Source organism: Vulcanisaeta distributa JCM 11216 (assembly GCF_001315985.1).
In the GTDB taxonomy this organism is placed as follows: Archaea; Thermoproteota; Thermoprotei; order Thermoproteales; family Thermocladiaceae; genus Vulcanisaeta; species Vulcanisaeta distributa_E.
This window is the reverse complement of sequence record NZ_BBBI01000022.1, coordinates 1-16,055: the sequence shown is the minus strand read 5'-3', so window position 1 is coordinate 16,055 and position 16,055 is coordinate 1. Positions and strand designations below refer to the sequence as shown.

At 45.3% G+C, this 16,055-nt stretch carries 20 protein-coding genes, 1 tRNA gene and 3 pseudogenes; 9 read left to right on the top strand and 15 right to left on the bottom strand.

The features are described from left to right. Positions 1-17: 17 nt before the first annotated feature. The 10 genes and pseudogenes from JCM11216_RS19865 to JCM11216_RS12575 all read right to left on the bottom strand — a co-directional run bounded on the left by JCM11216_RS19865 (position 18) and on the right by JCM11216_RS12575 (position 5,968). Positions 18-245: an EamA family transporter gene (locus tag JCM11216_RS19865; RefSeq protein ID WP_243676317.1), complete on the bottom strand. Its 228-nt coding sequence runs from the start codon at positions 243-245 to the stop codon at positions 18-20. Further along, positions 167-685 carry an EamA family transporter gene (locus JCM11216_RS19860; RefSeq protein ID WP_243676316.1) on the bottom strand — a complete coding sequence of 173 codons (519 nt, stop codon included), beginning with the start codon at positions 683-685 and terminating at the stop codon, positions 167-169. Before JCM11216_RS19860 ends, JCM11216_RS19865 begins: the two co-directional genes overlap by 79 nt. Further along, entirely contained in the window at positions 667-864 is a 198-nt protein-coding gene (locus tag JCM11216_RS19855; protein ID WP_243676315.1) for a hypothetical protein, read from the bottom strand. Before JCM11216_RS19855 ends, JCM11216_RS19860 begins: the two co-directional genes overlap by 19 nt. A gap of 48 nt (positions 865-912) precedes the next feature. Next, a complete protein-coding gene (locus JCM11216_RS19850) occupies positions 913-1,062 on the bottom strand; it encodes a hypothetical protein (RefSeq protein ID WP_243676314.1) in 150 nt (49 codons plus the stop codon). Beyond that, complete coding sequence (locus JCM11216_RS12595) at positions 1,059-2,366, bottom strand: nitrite/sulfite reductase (protein WP_243676313.1); 1,308 nt, start codon at positions 2,364-2,366, stop codon at positions 1,059-1,061. The genes JCM11216_RS19850 and JCM11216_RS12595 overlap by 4 nt, the downstream gene beginning before the upstream one ends. 94 nt (positions 2,367-2,460) lie before the next feature. Then, positions 2,461-2,939: pseudogene (locus JCM11216_RS12590) on the bottom strand (PaREP1 family protein). A gap of 258 nt (positions 2,940-3,197) precedes the next feature. After that, positions 3,198-3,557 carry a hypothetical protein gene (locus JCM11216_RS19845; RefSeq protein ID WP_243676312.1) on the bottom strand — a complete coding sequence of 120 codons (360 nt, stop codon included), beginning with the start codon at positions 3,555-3,557 and terminating at the stop codon, positions 3,198-3,200. Then, positions 3,554-4,360 carry a radical SAM protein gene (locus JCM11216_RS12585; protein WP_243676311.1) on the bottom strand — a complete coding sequence of 269 codons (807 nt, stop codon included), beginning with the start codon at positions 4,358-4,360 and terminating at the stop codon, positions 3,554-3,556. The genes JCM11216_RS19845 and JCM11216_RS12585 overlap by 4 nt, the downstream gene beginning before the upstream one ends. A gap of 39 nt (positions 4,361-4,399) precedes the next feature. Continuing rightward, entirely contained in the window at positions 4,400-5,485 is a 1,086-nt protein-coding gene (locus tag JCM11216_RS12580; RefSeq protein WP_054854408.1) for an ATP-binding protein, read from the bottom strand. 246 nt (positions 5,486-5,731) lie between these two features. Then, entirely contained in the window at positions 5,732-5,968 is a 237-nt protein-coding gene (locus JCM11216_RS12575) for a hypothetical protein (RefSeq protein ID WP_243676333.1), read from the bottom strand. 688 nt (positions 5,969-6,656) lie between these two features. On the opposite strand from JCM11216_RS12575, the gene JCM11216_RS12570 reads away from it, so the two are divergent. From JCM11216_RS12570 to JCM11216_RS12550, 6 genes are all read left to right on the top strand, one after another. Further along, a complete protein-coding gene (locus tag JCM11216_RS12570; RefSeq protein ID WP_243676310.1) occupies positions 6,657-7,427 on the top strand; it encodes an NAD(P)-dependent oxidoreductase in 771 nt (256 codons plus the stop codon). A gap of 50 nt (positions 7,428-7,477) precedes the next feature. After that, positions 7,478-7,590, top strand: a tRNA-Ser gene (locus JCM11216_RS19840). Between the two features lie 250 nt (positions 7,591-7,840). Then, positions 7,841-8,224, top strand: coding sequence for a protoglobin domain-containing protein (locus JCM11216_RS12560; RefSeq protein ID WP_054854406.1), 384 nt, complete (start codon positions 7,841-7,843; stop codon positions 8,222-8,224). 51 nt (positions 8,225-8,275) lie between these two features. Further along, entirely contained in the window at positions 8,276-8,431 is a 156-nt protein-coding gene (locus JCM11216_RS19835; RefSeq protein ID WP_243676309.1) for a hypothetical protein, read from the top strand. Between the two features lie 70 nt (positions 8,432-8,501). Further along, a complete protein-coding gene (locus tag JCM11216_RS12555; RefSeq protein ID WP_243676308.1) occupies positions 8,502-9,299 on the top strand; it encodes a hypothetical protein in 798 nt (265 codons plus the stop codon). Between the two features lie 58 nt (positions 9,300-9,357). Then, positions 9,358-9,618, top strand: a complete 261-nt coding sequence (locus JCM11216_RS12550; protein WP_243676307.1) for a hypothetical protein — start codon at positions 9,358-9,360, stop codon at positions 9,616-9,618. Between the two features lie 78 nt (positions 9,619-9,696). Here JCM11216_RS12550 and JCM11216_RS12545 read toward each other — a convergent pair whose 3' ends face one another. From JCM11216_RS12545 to JCM11216_RS12530, 5 genes and pseudogenes are all read right to left on the bottom strand, one after another. Continuing rightward, the gene (locus JCM11216_RS12545) at positions 9,697-10,179 is read right to left on the bottom strand and encodes a MarR family transcriptional regulator (RefSeq protein WP_243676306.1); all 483 of its coding nucleotides are present in this window, start codon (positions 10,177-10,179) and stop codon (positions 9,697-9,699) included. A 45-nt stretch (positions 10,180-10,224) separates the two neighbouring features. Beyond that, a pseudogene (locus JCM11216_RS12540) lies at positions 10,225-11,136 on the bottom strand (fumarylacetoacetate hydrolase family protein). A gap of 46 nt (positions 11,137-11,182) precedes the next feature. Then, a complete protein-coding gene (locus JCM11216_RS12535) occupies positions 11,183-12,253 on the bottom strand; it encodes an FAD-dependent oxidoreductase (protein ID WP_054854427.1) in 1,071 nt (356 codons plus the stop codon). A 216-nt stretch (positions 12,254-12,469) separates the two neighbouring features. Further along, positions 12,470-12,646 (bottom strand): hypothetical protein, encoded by a 177-nt coding sequence (locus tag JCM11216_RS19830; RefSeq protein WP_243676305.1) that lies wholly within the window; start codon positions 12,644-12,646, stop codon positions 12,470-12,472. 109 nt (positions 12,647-12,755) lie between these two features. Then, positions 12,756-13,319 carry an ARMT1-like domain-containing protein gene (locus tag JCM11216_RS12530; protein WP_243676304.1) on the bottom strand — a complete coding sequence of 188 codons (564 nt, stop codon included), beginning with the start codon at positions 13,317-13,319 and terminating at the stop codon, positions 12,756-12,758. 122 nt (positions 13,320-13,441) lie between these two features. On the opposite strand from JCM11216_RS12530, the gene JCM11216_RS12525 reads away from it, so the two are divergent. From JCM11216_RS12525 to JCM11216_RS12515, 3 genes and pseudogenes are all read left to right on the top strand, one after another. Beyond that, on the top strand, positions 13,442-14,305 hold the full coding sequence (locus JCM11216_RS12525) for an initiation factor 2B (RefSeq protein WP_054854405.1): 864 nt from the start codon (positions 13,442-13,444) through the stop codon (positions 14,303-14,305). Positions 14,306-14,485: 180 nt separating this feature from the next. Then, positions 14,486-14,755: a YkgJ family cysteine cluster protein gene (locus JCM11216_RS19825; protein ID WP_243676303.1), complete on the top strand. Its 270-nt coding sequence runs from the start codon at positions 14,486-14,488 to the stop codon at positions 14,753-14,755. 39 nt (positions 14,756-14,794) lie between these two features. Continuing rightward, positions 14,795-16,025 (top strand): annotated as a pseudogene (locus tag JCM11216_RS12515) (DegT/DnrJ/EryC1/StrS family aminotransferase). The last annotated feature ends 30 nt before the right edge of the window (positions 16,026-16,055 follow it).

Genomic DNA, 16,055 nt, shown 5'->3' with positions numbered 1-16,055 from the left:
GTTAATCATGACAATCATTAAAGAACCACTAAAACAATCGCCATTACTATCACTAATGCACCAAGGAACTTAACAACGCTAAATTTCTCCCTACCCATGGCACTCGACATGAGCTGGGCTATTAATGGCATCGTGCCCGTCAATATCACGGTAAGCCCAAGGCCTATTAAATCCATTGAGAAGGCGAATAGGGCAACGCCAAGGCCCAGGTCAAGTACGGCAATAATGGGCAGGTAACTACGCACCGTCCCTCTAATGGCCCCCCTGCAATGTTATTTCCCATGAAATAATTAATCACAAGCAGTACAATACCTGCCGCTGCAACCCTCGTAAAGGCTATGGAGATTGGGTTAAGCCCCCCCGTTATGTCGGCAACCTTAATCATTGACTGGCCGGCAGCCCATGCAAGGGCCGCACCAAGACCAAGGAACAAGCCCTTGATCTCCCTCCTCGAACTACCACTACGGGATAGCAGGTAAACGCCAGGTATCAGTAGTATGCTCGCTAGTAATTTCGTTATAGTTAACTGCTCGCCTAGAAATACCGCAAACACCACGGTCAGTGGGATGTAGGTGTACGACACAGGGGCTGCGATTGAGACCCCCCCTGAGTAATTGATTGAGAATAGGTATAGTGAGTCGCCAATTACTAGGGATAATAAACCGCTCAGGGAGCCCCCCCACACGGCTCCATAATTAAGCCTAACGCAATTGCTGGGATTAGGAGTATTACTGAGGCGTAGAACATCCTAAGGAAGTTTACAACCAGCGGATGCATTTTCTTCATGAAGTCCCCCCCATACATTATTGACGCCCAGGCCCAGATAATGGCCGTTGACAATGCGGGTAAGTCCTCAATAATCATAAGCCGAAAAACCAAGTAAACCGCGCTTTAAAGTATATTCCCCGTAGGTTAGTCTGGCCCGAATACAACATTGATGTCCTTATCTGGCGGTTTAAAGGAGGGCACGCGCCTAGCTAACTCGCTCCTAATGGTATCAACGCCAACCTTAGTCACGAAGTTCCTAACCCCCGTGAATGCCCGAACTCCTATACATGTCAAGTAGAACCTGCGCCGCGAGCTCCGCATCCCCCTGGATCAACCGTACCAATAACAAAGCCCAATGCCGTTGGCAAACCACCCATCGTTATTAATATCCTAGTCCTAGAACCGAATGGTTCAAGCCCAATATCCGAAACCCACGACATACCACAGTCGTGCGTGCACCCACTAATGCCAACCCTAATCGACTCATTGAATTTGCTTAAGTGCACGTGTATTTTACGGCCGAGCCCCGTGGTATCTATTAGGCCCGGCGGACATAGTTCATTCCCTAGGCATGCAACGGTTATTGGGCCCTCAGGATACATGGGCCCTGGATCCCTAATCTCATAATTACTCAATTCCTCAATCCTACTAACCTCCTCACGGACTGGTATGTAAACGCTTTGATTGTTAAACAGTAATACATAGCCAAACCCATACCTCTCAGCCACATCAGCCAGTTTAACCAATTCATCGGCAGTAACCCAGCCAGTTGGGTATGGGACCTTCACAATCCTCGATTTAACGAACCTAGGCGATAAATCAGGGGGCTTGGGTAGCTTGGGCTTGACCTCCCTGGCAATCGCCATTACCTCCTCCTTAACCTTATCAAGACCACGTAACTTAACCACCCACTTGAACCCCCCCCTCCTCTCACCAGATCTCCTAAGGACCTCAGCAACACCCACGCAGATTGGTAGCAGGTCCTCCGCGTCAACATCAATAAACGCCAATTTAGCGCTGAAGGCATGTTCACCAATACCACCACCTAGGTAGAGATCGAATTTACCGTTGGGTTTAGCCACAATGCCTATGTCCTGGGCCACGGGCACTGCGCAAGCCCTCTCACAGGCTGATATTGATATCTTAATCCTATGCGGAAGTGATGGTTGCTCATACTCACTCCTATACCTAAAGTAATCGCCTATGAATGTTGATAGCGCCTCAGCATTGACGTGGGCGTATGGGCAGAATTGGGATGTGCATGGTATTGGGTTCCTAACGGAATTACCGCAGGAGTCCCTTGGGTCGAGACCGACCTCCTTGAGCTTAGCCACAACCTCGTCAAAAAGCCTAAAATCAACCTTGAAGACCTCTATATCACCCCCCCTTGTACCGAGCATTGCCCTACCATCACCATAAACCCTACTGACCTCGGCGATAACCCTTAGTTGATTTGAGAACCACTTGCTTGGGTCGCGACCAATGCCCTGCCTAATCCTTATTGATACCCAGGGATTATCGCCACGGTTCTTATAAATACCCTCATGCCTCCTCGGATACACAACCCTATAAACGTCTGAGTACTTGAACGAAGACACCGTAAAGCAACATCACGTATTATTTAAGCCTTTATCACGCGGATAGGGACAGTACTTAAATGAGGGGGGGTGGTTTCGAGATTGATAAATATGCCTAAACGCCCTTTTCACGTAATAACCTATCAATAGCACTTAATAACTGGGTGATATCGGCTCTGGCTGATTCATCATCCCAATACTGACTGAGTATTCCCTGCTTATCCGGCCCATTGTATTGATATTGATGAAGCAGTATTGCCAGGTTTGTATATATATTAATGTCACCACCTATTACCTGCGACACATGCTTCAAGGCATTACTTGGCATTAAGGCAATGATCCAATCAACCCTCTCAACTACCCTATCACCCTCAACCTAACCACGCCCTTAAATACGTCCCTAAGCTTATCCCTATTCTCCGCAGCGAAGGCGGCTACGAGGGCCTTCCACGCTTGGTAAGCCTTACCGGCGGCGTTTCTAGTCAACCCCTCATCCAGGAACCTCCTAGCCAGCTCAGCCTCGTACCTAGCCTCAAGAAGTCTCGTCCTCCTATAACCATCAATGTCAAACCAAGGCTTAGGTAATTCCTGCATACCAATACTATAGTATATTTTTATGGGTTAATTTACTTTGCTTTGAGCATATATCTATCTATCTATGGCAAAGGTCACTACCTTCAGGAAAGTGCCCTACCAATTAACCTCAGTATTAAAGTTATGACTCCATTAATGACTGGGATAAGCTTAATCCACAGCCCAGCGTATACGCCCATCATAAACCCTAATCAATGATTTCTTAACCACAAGTAAATACCAAATAACTAAATTACAGTGTAAAGCAGTGTAAAAACATTAATCAGAATCGCCACATACACCACCTACACAGTGATGCTTCGTGAAACCCCCCCTAATAACGACCTCACGCCTAAGCAACTCCCTGAGCATCGCCTCGACCCTACGCGCGTCACCCTTATCAAGCCTAATAACGATTTTGTTATCCCTCAACTGCTCAACACGCCCGGAGTAGCCCAGGTACTTGATGAACTCATTAACATCACCAACATCAACACTGGGTAACCTACTTAAGTCGCCGCATGGCCCCCATCTGCAGGCATAGCACCCCAACCCGGCAGCCTCGATATTTGCTCCGCACGCAGACTCGTAGACCCTAAAACCCATTTCCCTAGCCAACGAGGCGATCTTATCCTTCAAGTCCCTAGCCTGATGGGAACCTGCTCCCTACCTAGCTTGCTACTCGGCAACCTCGGGCTTAGGTCAATACCGATTGATTCGAGTCTCTCATAGATGCTTTCGGTAACCCTAAGTGTACCAAGTACTACGGACTTAACGCCCATTTCCTTAGCCATTAATAGTATTTCACGGGCATCCCTATCGGTTATGTTGGGTATTATTGGTCTTATGAATAGGGATGTGTTTATCCCCGCCTTGATGAGTTTACCTACAAACCTCAGCCTATCCATTGGGTCTGGGGGGGCTAGGGGGGGTTCTATCCTCCTGCAATCCCTAAGGCACACCACAGTCTCGAGAAAGCTAATGCGAGGCGCATACTCCCTAATCCTAACTATGTAATCATCACCAAGCACAGACTTAGAACTAACCTGCAAAGGATTACCCAATGGACCAAGAACCTCTATATACTCAAGGGCCTTATCCCTGGTCTCGGGTAGGAATGGCTCGGTTACGGACCCCCCCATGGCAAGCATCGTACCACCAGGCCCGAGCACCACGTATGGATTTAACGTCAATGCATAGAGTAACTCCTTACCACTTAGTGGGTATGGTCGTGCTTTGTGTGGAAATCCCATGTCATAGATGTAGCAGTAGGTGCATGAGTATGTGCATCCAATCCCCGTGTGTATCGTCATACCACATGGCCTTGGATACCTCCTTGCATGTGGGTCCCTTCTCGCCCTCTCTATCGACTCAGCACTCAACTCATTCTCCAACTTATTCCTTAGCTCTTCCTTAAACTCCAGGTACTTGATTAGGTCCATTTATGGCGATGGTATTTAATCACAGCCCGTATTAAACCCTTACAGGTACTCGGCAGCGAGTCTATACACTGGGTCGGAAATCTTATAATAATCATCAGCCTTCTCGATAATGCCCAGGCTCACCAAGTTGCCTAATAACTCGGAAACCGTTGCGGCATTTATTTCCCTGCCCTCATAGTCCTCAAGCCTACGCTTGATTAATCTCCAGGGCATCGGCTCCCTAGCCAGTGCTCTTAATATTACCGAATACCTATTACTCCTGAGTGAGGTTACTAAGTTCCGTAACTCACTTAGCGCCAGTTGAACAGCATCCTTCATAATCTCATCAAAGTCCGCAGAACCCCTCATTGCGTATGTATAGCCGAAATACGTTAGCCAGCCGATAATCCCATCAAATGCTTCCACAGCCCTCTCAAGGACATCCTTAGGGCAATTAATGCCTAATTGGTTGAAACCACGCTCGAGGAAGTCAAAGGATTCGTCAGGGCTTAACCTCCTAGTCCTAACCTCCATGTATGCTCTACCGAAGAGTGGCGCCTTTGGATCATGAAGCCCAAGAAAGCTATAGAGAAGGCCAACTTGTGAACCTGATAGGACGAGCCCTATATTCGTTAGGTTATCAAAGACGTAGGCAAACAACCTATCAAACCTAAGCCAATTAACCTTCCTTAACTCCTGTGCCTCATCAATCGCGATTATCACTGGTTCACCAATGTCATTTAACCTAATAAGCAGGTCAGTAATACTGACCCGTGACTTACCTCTAAATTTAACGGCTATTTCAGGTGGGTTAAGGGATATCTTTAAACCCTCAATGCCCTTAAGAGCATTAATTACTTTATTCATAATTGAGGATTCCCTGCGTAGAAGATCGTTAAGGGCCTTCACGAATAGATCGAGCACGTCACGATAACTCGTATACGCACTAAACCTAACATCAAGGTATATATAGTCAACACCAGCCTCATTAAGCGCTACCCTCATCAACGAAGTCTTACCGGTCCTCCTAAGGCCCGTGACTAGCGTTAATCTTGAACCTCTCAGGAATTTTACGAGCATCTCCAATTCATGATTAAAATTATAGAGATCCTCCCTTCTACTTTTAGGCTCAATGCTAAACAACATTTGGGGGGGGAACCCCCAAATAATTTAGGGTACTATTAATAAATTTATTTTCAGGTAATTCCTGGGAGATAAAAGATTAGCGAATGAGCAACGACGACATTGTATTAAGATAATAATATTAAATAATCGTAAATTGCAATACTAAAAATGACCGGGAGGATCTCTATATTGTCTTTCTTAACATACCAGGCAGGTTTCTTTTTAACTTGAACCTATTGCTTTGTTATTCCGGAGAATACCTAAATTCTATCTCTTTTCCCTGATTGAGGATATTAATAGCCATAGGAAGAATAGGGCGGTTATTAGGAAGATAGCCATACCAGCCACGTCCCTATGAAGTGATAAGTTTATTGGTCTAATGAACCTTATGAATGCCATGAATCCTATCGTCACCATTAAACCAACTATTGCGGTTACAGCATCATTATTTAACTTAATGCCCAACTTACGTAACCCTGACCTATACGCATCTAACGTTCCCATGGCCACGATTAAATGACCATCACGGACAGCTTTAATTCCTTCCTCACAGCCCAAGAGTACTTAACGATCAATGTATGCCAGTCCTACTATAATACGCCACCTCCTTTTCCCAGCAACACCCCACTTCTGCCAATGTGTTTAATAACGTACTCGTTATCAATAACTCATTCCTCGACCGACATAGCCATTAAATTAACACTTACTAACCTCCATAGTGAGAAGCCATTATCCACAATTTAAGTATGATTACGTATTCACCATCCCTTAATGAATTAATGAACTTTTCCTTATAATTCAATTCATTAGTTAACAACGTACCAAAATCTTCCAGCTTACAATTAAATAACAATGAAGTTGACATTAATAGAGTAACAGTAGGATGTGGCCGCTCCGGAGGAGTGATTTTTCATCGGGCCGTGGGCTCCACGGCTCTCGAATCCTCCCTCCATATTTCTAATAATTCATGCCTTAATTAACCTTACTCAACTCATTCTATTTTTAACCATGATGCGATGCCACATGCTTTATCAGAATTCCTTATAAATCATTAACCTGGACTATTCTTGATGATCGTGCTAATTACTGGCGTTAGTTCATCGCAGGATACAAAACAGCCATTAGTCTAGCTAGTAAGTATGAGGTTGTCGGCACTTATAATGAGCATCTCATTAACATACCTGGCATTACCATGGTTAAGGCTGACATAACGAGGGATTCAACCAGGTTAATTAATGATTATAGGCCTGACGTGGTTATTCACATGGCCGCGATAGGCAATGTTGATCAGTGTGAGGAACAGTTGGATCTTTGCTATAAGGTTAATGTGGTGGCAAGTAGGGAATTGCTCACGGCGGCCTATAGGGTTGGCGCCGCCATTTATTACCTATCCACGGACTACGTATTCGATGGTGAGAGGGGGGGCATGTACTCGGAGGATGATGCGCCAAGGCCCATTAATTACTACGGATTAACGAAGCTCCTCGCGGAGGAAATCACAAGAGCACTAGGCGGCTCCATAGTCAGGGTTGCCTGGATCTACGGCACTGGGCCTGGAAGGCCGAACTTCGGCAAGACAGTAGTTGAGAAGTTAACGAGGGGGGGTGAGGTGGTCACGGCAATAACCGATCAATGGTCGTCACCCACATTGAATACGATAATTGGTGAGGCCTTTGCAAAGTTACTTGATGCTAAATTCAATGGTGTGGTACACGTGGTTGGACCGAGATTAAGCAGGTACGAATTCGCAAGAGCCATAGCTAGGCACTTTGGGTTTAGTGAGGAATTGATAAAGCCAATAAGACTCACTGACGTAAATTACAGGGCTAGAAGACCAAAAGACAGTAGCCTAAACAACAGGAAAGCGGTTGAGTTACTAGGAATACCACTTAACGACATAGACTACGCATTATCAATATTCAAGAGGGAACTGGAGACTGAAAAGGCCATAGCGAAGCCGTAATCCATAAAGAAAAGCTTTAAATCGCAGTTAATGGCTTATTGACCCGCCGGGGGGGTGGCCGAGCCAGGTCCAAGGCGCAGGTCCGCGGATTCCGCGGTGCGAAACTTGAGATCCTGTCCCCCGCAAGGGGGGGGCCCGGGTTCAAATCCCGGCCCCGGCACCACGCTTGTTGTCTCCACGTTGAGTTTACGCTCACGATACCTATCTCTGCGGGATAAAAGGTTAGGTTGTGTTTTGGTAATGGCATTAATATTGTCGTGAATGTCTATTTTTACATAATTATTATGATCATTAATTATAGTCCATTGATAAGCATGTTAATAATTGCTTAGTTAGTTCTCTTACTATTTCTAGTTCAATTTCTTGATTATACCATACATTATTTATATTTCTACTCTAGCCATTGACGATGTATGCCTCATTTCATTGAGGGTAGTGAGATTGGTAAGCTCTTAAGTAGGATAGTTAACACCACAATTAATCAAATACCACCGCAAGCCAAGTTTAGTGATAGTGATATCTCGGTAATTATGAAGTATAGGCCGTTGCTCGAGTCGATGACTGAGGATATCGTTAAAGGTTTCTATGACACGTTATTTTCCCACAGCCCCCCCACAGCCACTGTTTTTCAACCTGGCGAGAGACCACTGAGGGAAAAGACGCTCAGGGATTGGTGGATTAGGACTTTGAGTGGGCCGTTTAATGAGGATTATTGGCTATGGCAGGCCTACGTGGCATCATTCATTATAGAAGGAATGTTACGCCGCCCATGTTCATGGGCATGTGGGCCTGGATAATAGACAACGTAATTAGGAAGGTACAGGTAAGCCCCCGAGCTAGTCTCGGCCTTGGTCAAGCTTGGTGCCACTCAGTCGTCGCTTATGGTTGGTGGTTATTACGATATAGTGCAGTACGCGTTAAGTAGGGTCGACATTAGCGGTGATTTACTTAGGAACTTGGTTATTTCTATTATTGAGGAATTGGCATCAGGTATTAGGAAGTGAGTTAATTAAAAATCATCTTTAGGCCAGGTTACTTACCGTTTTTAATGTTGCTATTGATGGAATTACATGGTTGAGAAACCAATTTTTACTTGGTGGTTACACAGAGGGTTTTTATCCAGGAAACCAGGTCTACGCCTTCGTGATTAGCATGAGTAGGACTTGGATTTGGATTACGGTTGGTATCGCCATCGGCTTAGTGGTTAGTCTGGGTTTGGTTTATGCAATTATGCCTTATTATCACAATAATTACTACTATGGTAATTACCCCCCCGGTGCCTTGCCTATAGGTCCTGGTGCGAGTAATTACTATGGTGGTTATACCTATGGTACATACTCAATAGGCCAAGTCATTAGGGAGGTTATGGAGGTACCAAGCTATGCCCATGTTTACCCGAATAACAATACTATAGTATTCACTAGTAGGGATATTAACTTATTAGTCGTGGCTATGATGGGTAACGATGCAGAGAGAATGTTTAATGCGACTCCTCCGCCGTATGTTCATGGTGACGTCTTCGTCATTTATGGACTCATAGATCCAACACTGGTCATGCCTGCAGGCGCTATTGTCCATGTAATCTTTGTTAATCTCGATGATGATATGTACCATAACTTCGTGGTTACTACGGTGCCGCCTCCGTACCCATACTATGTAATGCCCTACGTAGGTATGTACGGTGGCATGGGCCCTCAAATGATGCTTCTCATGAGGTGGTTACCACCAGCTAACTATAATGCTGGTTATGCCTATGGCTACGAATACACATTCACGATCACGGCACCAGGTACGTATTGGTACTTATGCACCTACCAGGGCATGCAGAGGAGGGTATGTATGGAGAGATTATTGCCGCAGGTAGTGGCTTAAGCACGTCAACGTACCCATATCCCACTGTTCAATACCCAGGTACGTACTATGGACCTGGTTGGATGGGCGGTATGATGGGGGGGGTGGTGGTAATGCCTTGCCCGTGTATGTGGGGGGGGTTGGTGGGGGGGGCTGGGGGGGTTTTGGTCCGTGGTTTGGCTTTGGATGGTTTGGGTGGATAATTGGTGCCCTAATCGCCATATTATTCCTAATATTCATAATACTCGTAATAGTTTGGATAATCAGGAATTTAGTGAGGACCTCATCAGGTAGTAATCATCAACATGAAGGCCATGAGCATGGTTCATGCCATGGCTAAATCGTGAAAGGCATTACTTATTGCTCTTGAAATCCTTAAGTTTCACTATGTTTCTACCTTTAACCTTAATGACCTCGACTAGGCCTTCTCCTCAAGCCTACGTACTATCCTCCAGGCCTGGACCTTTGACAAGCCTAGGTCCTTCATTATTTGGTACTGAAAAACCTCGCCCCCAGACTTAATCACGTACTCGAGGACCTCGCGTTCAGCCTTAGGCAGTAGTTTTAGAAACCTACCATAGTAGTCATCAGAACCGCCAACCATGGAACTACTTACCAAGGCGTCTCCCTGTTCCGTGGCATAGCTTAATCCCTGGGTAGCCCCAGGTTTTATGAGTATTATTGGCAGGATTATCATAACCGCACCCACCGTTAATAATGCCACAGGCAGGAATAATGGGTAGTACATCATCATTCCGCACATCATCCCCCCCATGCAATGGTAATAGGCCATATAATTAACCATGACTAATGCGCCATAGAGTAAATACGCACTTACGCCTAGTATGATTACACCTATTATGATTAATACATTACGCAATGCGTTATGGTCTCCGCCCATTATTGCTTATTTAATATCGTAATTTAATAAATCCTTCTAAGCTATTCACTCCTCGATGACTGTATTCCTTAGGGTGCCTATCTTCTCGATTTCCGCCTCAACGATGTCACCATTTTTTAGGAATTTACCCTTTGGGAAGCCGACACCTGATGGTGTCCCGGTGCTTATGTAGTCGCCAGGCTTAAGCGTAATGCCCTGGGACGCCCAGTGGATTAGTTCGGGTATCTTAAATATTAAATCCCTCGTATTATCGTCCTGCTCCACATTACCATTGACCCTGAGCATTAACCTAAGGTTGTGTGGGTCCTGTACCTCATCTTTAGTCACGACGTAGGGACCCACCGGCGTTGATGAGTCCATGCTCTTGCCGTAAATCCAGTCCATCCCGTAGCTCCTTACTTGGGAATTGCCAATCACGCATCGACACATCATTCAGTATTAAGTAGCCAAAGACGTAATCAAGCGCCCTATTAACGTCTATGTACTTACCCCCCCTCCTACCAATGATTAGGGCTAACTCCACCTCCCAATCAACCTGCTTTGAGACCCTGGGCTTGAGTATTGGTTGATTATGGCCAATGAGGACATTTGGGAATTTTGGGAAGAAGTATGGCCTATCTAGGGGTTTTGCCTGGCTTTCCTCACCATGCGCCCTGTAATTAACGGCGACGCATAGAATCTTCTCGGGATTTGGCACTGGCGGTAACCAGGTTATTGCGTTTGGATCTCTAAATAGTGCCGTGTCGCCACTTCTCAATGCCTTATTCACTAAGTCCCTAACCATTGCTAGGGCAGGCTCGCCATTACTTATGAGGGACTTCATGTCGTAGAGGAAGCTCGGCGCCTCCGTCGTTTCGTAAATGCTCATGTAGCGCTTGGTAGGTCTAGGACCCCCCCTTTTTCAGTATATACGCCAACCCTAGCCGAGTTATTCCATGAGAAGGATAGAAGCTTCACGTCGAATGAATAGGTAATGGTAATTTAAATATCACTACTAACCTGTTTACTGTTCTCTCCATCCACCCTTTAGTAGGTATTCCTCAATCGCCATTGCTGCGTCAATGCCATTCTTCAGTGCCTTGCCTATTAGGCTTGGCCCCCCCGTGGCCACATCACCAGCTGCGAAAACGCCCCCCCTCCTCGTTGTCCTATGCTTCTGATCGATGTCTATCGTACCATGTGAAGTTAACTTAATGCCGCAACAACCGTCCTTGAATGGCGGCGTTGGTATTTCACCAACAGCGGCTATCACCGTATCCATATCCATCGTGTACTCACTGCCCGGCACTGGCTCTGGCGCAGGCCTACCGCTCTTGTCAGGTTTGCCGAGTTTCATCTTGATCAATTTAACGGCCTCTACGTGGTCCTTACCAAGTACTTCGGTTATGCCAACAAGCTCCACGAACTTTATGCCCCTCTTTATCAATCCCTGTATCTCCACCTTACCAGCCGGCGCCTCATTTATAGTCCTCCTGTAGAGCACATAAACCTCCTTCGCGCCCTGCCTCTGCGCCTCTATTGCCGCATCAACAGCCGTTAATCCCGCGCCAATAACCGCCACCTTCTCACCTGTTGGGTAAATAACTGACTTGGGTAAGTAGCCAAGCTCGCTCGTGTATATCCTATATAGGTAGTCAAGGGCTAGGTAAACACCCTTTAGGTTCTCGCCGGGCACGCCGAGGTTTCTTGATTTCCAGGTTCCCGTGGCTATCAACACGGCATTATAATTATTGATCAAATTCTCAAGGTGAACCTTGCTTTCCGCGAAGTCATCTCCATCGACATGCTCCTCCTCATCAGCAATCACCTTAGTCTTCAGTATGAAGTTGACGCCTAGCTCAATCAACTCCTTAACACCGGCCCTAACGTTCTTCTTGGGAACCCTGTAATCCGGAATTCCAAAGATCATTAATCCACCAGGCTCCGGCAACTTGTCATAAACATCAACCTGAAAACCCCTGCATATTAAGTAACCAGCCGCACCAAGGCCCGCTGGTCCAGCACCGATGATGGCAACCTTCTCACTACGCCTCTCAATCTTCTGACCTGGAGAACACTTAAGTGCGAACTTCACGGGTGACCTGGCATGAACCATTATATAAACCTTTCCTAATGCTTAATTCAAGCGTAATTTTACGATATATTAATTCTAAATAATTAATAATTATAAAGATTTTTATGTCAATAATAATGTGGATATTCTAAGGTATTAATCTTATAAAAGTATAATCTATAAATATATATAAAATACAATAATATATCTATAGTTATATATTAATTTAAGAACGACCTACTCGCCACCCCGTAAATAAACAATGGGGGGGCTATTCTTAGGGACCCTAAGCAATCTGATCATTGGCCCGCATTTGGCCCTGAATAGGAATAATACCCTTAGCTTTAGTTCGCTTTCTAGGTAAGCCTCGAAATTACCAACACCCTTAGATATTATCAGTTCGTGACTGCCCAATTCACGCCATAAGCCTCTATTATAAAATGGTGGGTACCTGTTGCCGGTGGAGACAACCTTTACTTTATCGCCTAGTAACCTCTTTACATAATCCGCCGTTACGTCAACCTCATAGGGCAGGCCCCCTGGCGTATACAGTGACTCTGAGCCCCAGGTCTACCAACTTCCTAATTAACAACATATCCACTTGAAACTCCCCTGAATTATCAACTACGTAACCCACATCCTTAATACTGCCCAACATCTTAGTTAGGTTCTCCCTCGATATGTTAAGCCAAACAGCCTCTTCCAGGAGTTTATTCACGAAGTCGTTAATATCGAAATGGTAATCCCTCATTGGAACATCCACGGAATTCGCAGCCGCGGCTATTTCAAAGTACCTACTTATATCATTACCTGCATCATTAATTATCCTACTTATTATCAACGACGCAGTGTCTTCAAGCTCCTTCTTCTCATTAGCGTGAGGATCATCATTGTTTAGTATCTTCGTTATTAATTCAAAGGATTCTATGAAGAGTGGTGTTCTACCCCCCCTCGGTATCAAGCTAGATATATGCATTGATATTTGAGTGTACGTATTAACATCATCAATTCCGAACTTCTTTATCTCCTGCATCCTGGACTCCAGAGCACAGAGTATGCACTCGGGGGGGGTCTCTATATATAGCATTGAGGCTCAGTAATTAGGGACTTATTAAGTAATCTGTCTAATAATTACTCTATATCTTCCTTCAGATCACGTATCAATACCGACATAGTTTTTAATCTCCCACTACCGCCGTTAGTTGGGACATGGGCATTGATGAGCTATTAAGGGAACTGAGGGAGGATAGGGTTCATGGGGGGGCTTCCTGGTACTTCCTGAGGGGCATTGAGGTAATTAAGTCTGCGGTTGAACAGGGGGGGCTCGGTCCTGATGACATTAGGGTGTTGCTTAATGAATTAAGGAGTGTTAGGCCTGGAATGGCCTCTATCATAAACTTAACCGACATAGTTGACCATGCACTGGGCGTCGGTTTAGACCTCAATAATGTTATTGCTAAATTGAGGTATTGGTACGAAACATCGTCTAAGCACTTAATGACCCAACTGGATAGATTCCCCGTTATGTGCGGATCAAAGGTGATTACTATTAGTTACAGCTCAGCAGTTAATATGGCCTTATCGAGATGGAGCAGGTGCATTGATACGTTGTATATAATGGAGTCCAGGCCGGGCAATGAGATTTCCCAAGCCATTAAGGATTACTCGAAATACGTAAGTAATATAGTTCCGATTCCAGACTCTGCAATTACGTACTTCATGAGGAATGTTAATTACGTGATCTCCGGGGCGGATGGACTGTATAGCGATGGTTACTTCATTAATAAGGTTGGCACAGAGGCCTTATTCGTTATTGCACGTAGGTTCGACGTGAATACCATAGTCGTCGCGGAGTCTTACAAGGCAGTGGTGGGCGGCATTGAGGGGGGGGTTTATATGGTAGATTTTAGTATTGGCACACTAAGTACGCAGGTCCCATTATTTGATAAGGTATCTCTTGATTTGATCAGTTACTTAATAACCGACCTCAAGATTGTTAAGAAACCGAAACCTGAGGATATTGAGAACTTAAGGGAGCTCTTTATTAATAATATTCTCAATCCAAGTGAATAAAAATGAGGGTCTTTCAATGCTTACGGTGTGATGAGTGCTGTTACTTTGACAATGAGGAAAGAGGACCAATACTGTTTGAGGATGAGCTGGCCAGAATAAGGACTGGCTAGGGCTAGGGGGGGCTTTGATATTAAGTACCGTGAATTAAACATTAATGGGGGGGTTAAGGTATATAGGTGGTTGATAAGGGGGGGTTATTGTCCATTCTATGATAGGGAGGGTAGGTCATGCACAATACATGCGGTGAAGCCCCCCCTGGCCTGTAGGATGTATCCATTACTGTATAATCCGAATACTGGCGAGGTATTGATATCGAAGGAGTGCAAATGGGTTAATGATGCTTTGAATTCCGGTGAGGACCTTAGACTTGATAATTTCCCTGAGGAATCAAAGGCCCTTGAGGAGGTGCTAGCACGGTTATATAAAGTCAGGATTAAGATTCATAGGTAGTAAATACTTATAATTGACTTGAGTTTATGAGTTCGTTGGATGAGTGAATTACCTGCAATTGAAGGTGGAAAACCAATTAGGTCCACACCTCTTCGTTTTAGACCTTGGATAACCGATGAAGACATCAAGCTCGTTGTTGACACTCTTAAAACAGGGCAGTTATCGGCCATTGGTGGTAAATGGAATACAATGCTTGAACAGGAATTGACTAAGTACTTAAGCGCTAAGTACGCCATAACCGTCTCCAACGGCACAACCGCGCTTCACGTGGCACTCAAGGCAATTGGTGTTGGTCCAGGCGATGAGGTTATTACGACACCATTCACCTTCGCCGCATCAGCGACAACCATACTCCACTCAAACGCAATACCCATATTCGCAGATATTGATAAGGAAACGTTAAATATTGACCCAGCATCAATCGAGGACGCCATTACTGATAGGACTAAGGCGATAGTCGTTGTTCACTTGGCCGGTTATCCGGCGGAGATGGACGAGATAATGAAGATTGCGGGTGAAAGGGGGGGTTGTACGTTATTGAGGATACTGCCCAAGCCCTTGGAGCCATCTACAGAGGTAGATGGTGGGTTCCATAGGTCATGCCGGCACATTGAGCTTTTACCCCCCCACTAAAACAATAACCACCGGTGAAGGTGGTGCAGTGATTACAAATAATGAGGAGATAGCCAATAGGGCTAGGTTATTAAGGAGCCATGGTGAGACCGGGAAGTATTACTATGAGTTGTTGGGTTATAATTATAGAATGACGGAGTTCCAGGCCGCGCTTGGTTATTCACAGTTAAGGAGGATTGAGGAGATAATCAGGCGTAAGGAGGCATTTGCTAAGGCACTTATGGAGGAGTTGCAGGATATTGAGAATGACCTTATTCAATTCCCGCGTCCAAAGCCATACATCAGGCATGCATGGCACTTATTCCAAATACTCCTGAACCTAGAGAGGCTCAGGGTTAGTAGGGATAGGGTTGTTGAAGCATTAAGAGCTGAAGGTATCGAGGCTGCCACTGTTGCATATCCAATACCACTTCATAAAGAACCTATTATAGTTAATATGGTGGGGGGGCATGGTAGGGGGGGCTGCCCATGGACTTGCCCATACTATGGAAGGAAGGCTGTGTATAAACCATTACGCAATGCTGAGTGGGCTGCTGAGCGTGTATTAACGATTTTAATAGGCCCGCTATACACCACGGAAGACGCCGTTGATACTGCAAAGGCTATAAAGAAAATACTCAATTACTACAAAAGGTAAAACCCGTTTTGATTTTGGGTTTTTGTTTGT

Bases quoted from the DNA above. Each gene is read 5' to 3' on its own strand.
- JCM11216_RS19855 (WP_243676315.1), bottom strand. From the start codon at position 864: ATGATTATTGAGGACTTACCCGCATTGTCAACGGCCATTATCTGGGCC.
- JCM11216_RS12545 (WP_243676306.1), bottom strand. From the start codon at position 10,179: ATGGGCGGAGACCATAACGCATTGCGTAATGTATTAATCATAATAGGT.
- JCM11216_RS12575 (WP_243676333.1), bottom strand. From the start codon at position 5,968: ATGGGAACGTTAGATGCGTATAGGTCAGGGTTACGTAAGTTGGGCATT.
- JCM11216_RS12530 (WP_243676304.1), bottom strand. From the start codon at position 13,319: ATGCTATATATAGAGACCCCCCCCGAGTGCATACTCTGTGCTCTGGAG.
- JCM11216_RS12525 (WP_054854405.1), top strand. From the start codon at position 13,442: ATGGGCATTGATGAGCTATTAAGGGAACTGAGGGAGGATAGGGTTCAT.
- JCM11216_RS12570 (WP_243676310.1), top strand. From the start codon at position 6,657: ATGGTTAAGGCTGACATAACGAGGGATTCAACCAGGTTAATTAATGAT.
- JCM11216_RS12580 (WP_054854408.1), bottom strand. From the start codon at position 5,485: ATGTTGTTTAGCATTGAGCCTAAAAGTAGAAGGGAGGATCTCTATAAT.
- JCM11216_RS12585 (WP_243676311.1), bottom strand. From the start codon at position 4,360: ATGGACCTAATCAAGTACCTGGAGTTTAAGGAAGAGCTAAGGAATAAG.
- JCM11216_RS12560 (WP_054854406.1), top strand. From the start codon at position 7,841: ATGCCTCATTTCATTGAGGGTAGTGAGATTGGTAAGCTCTTAAGTAGG.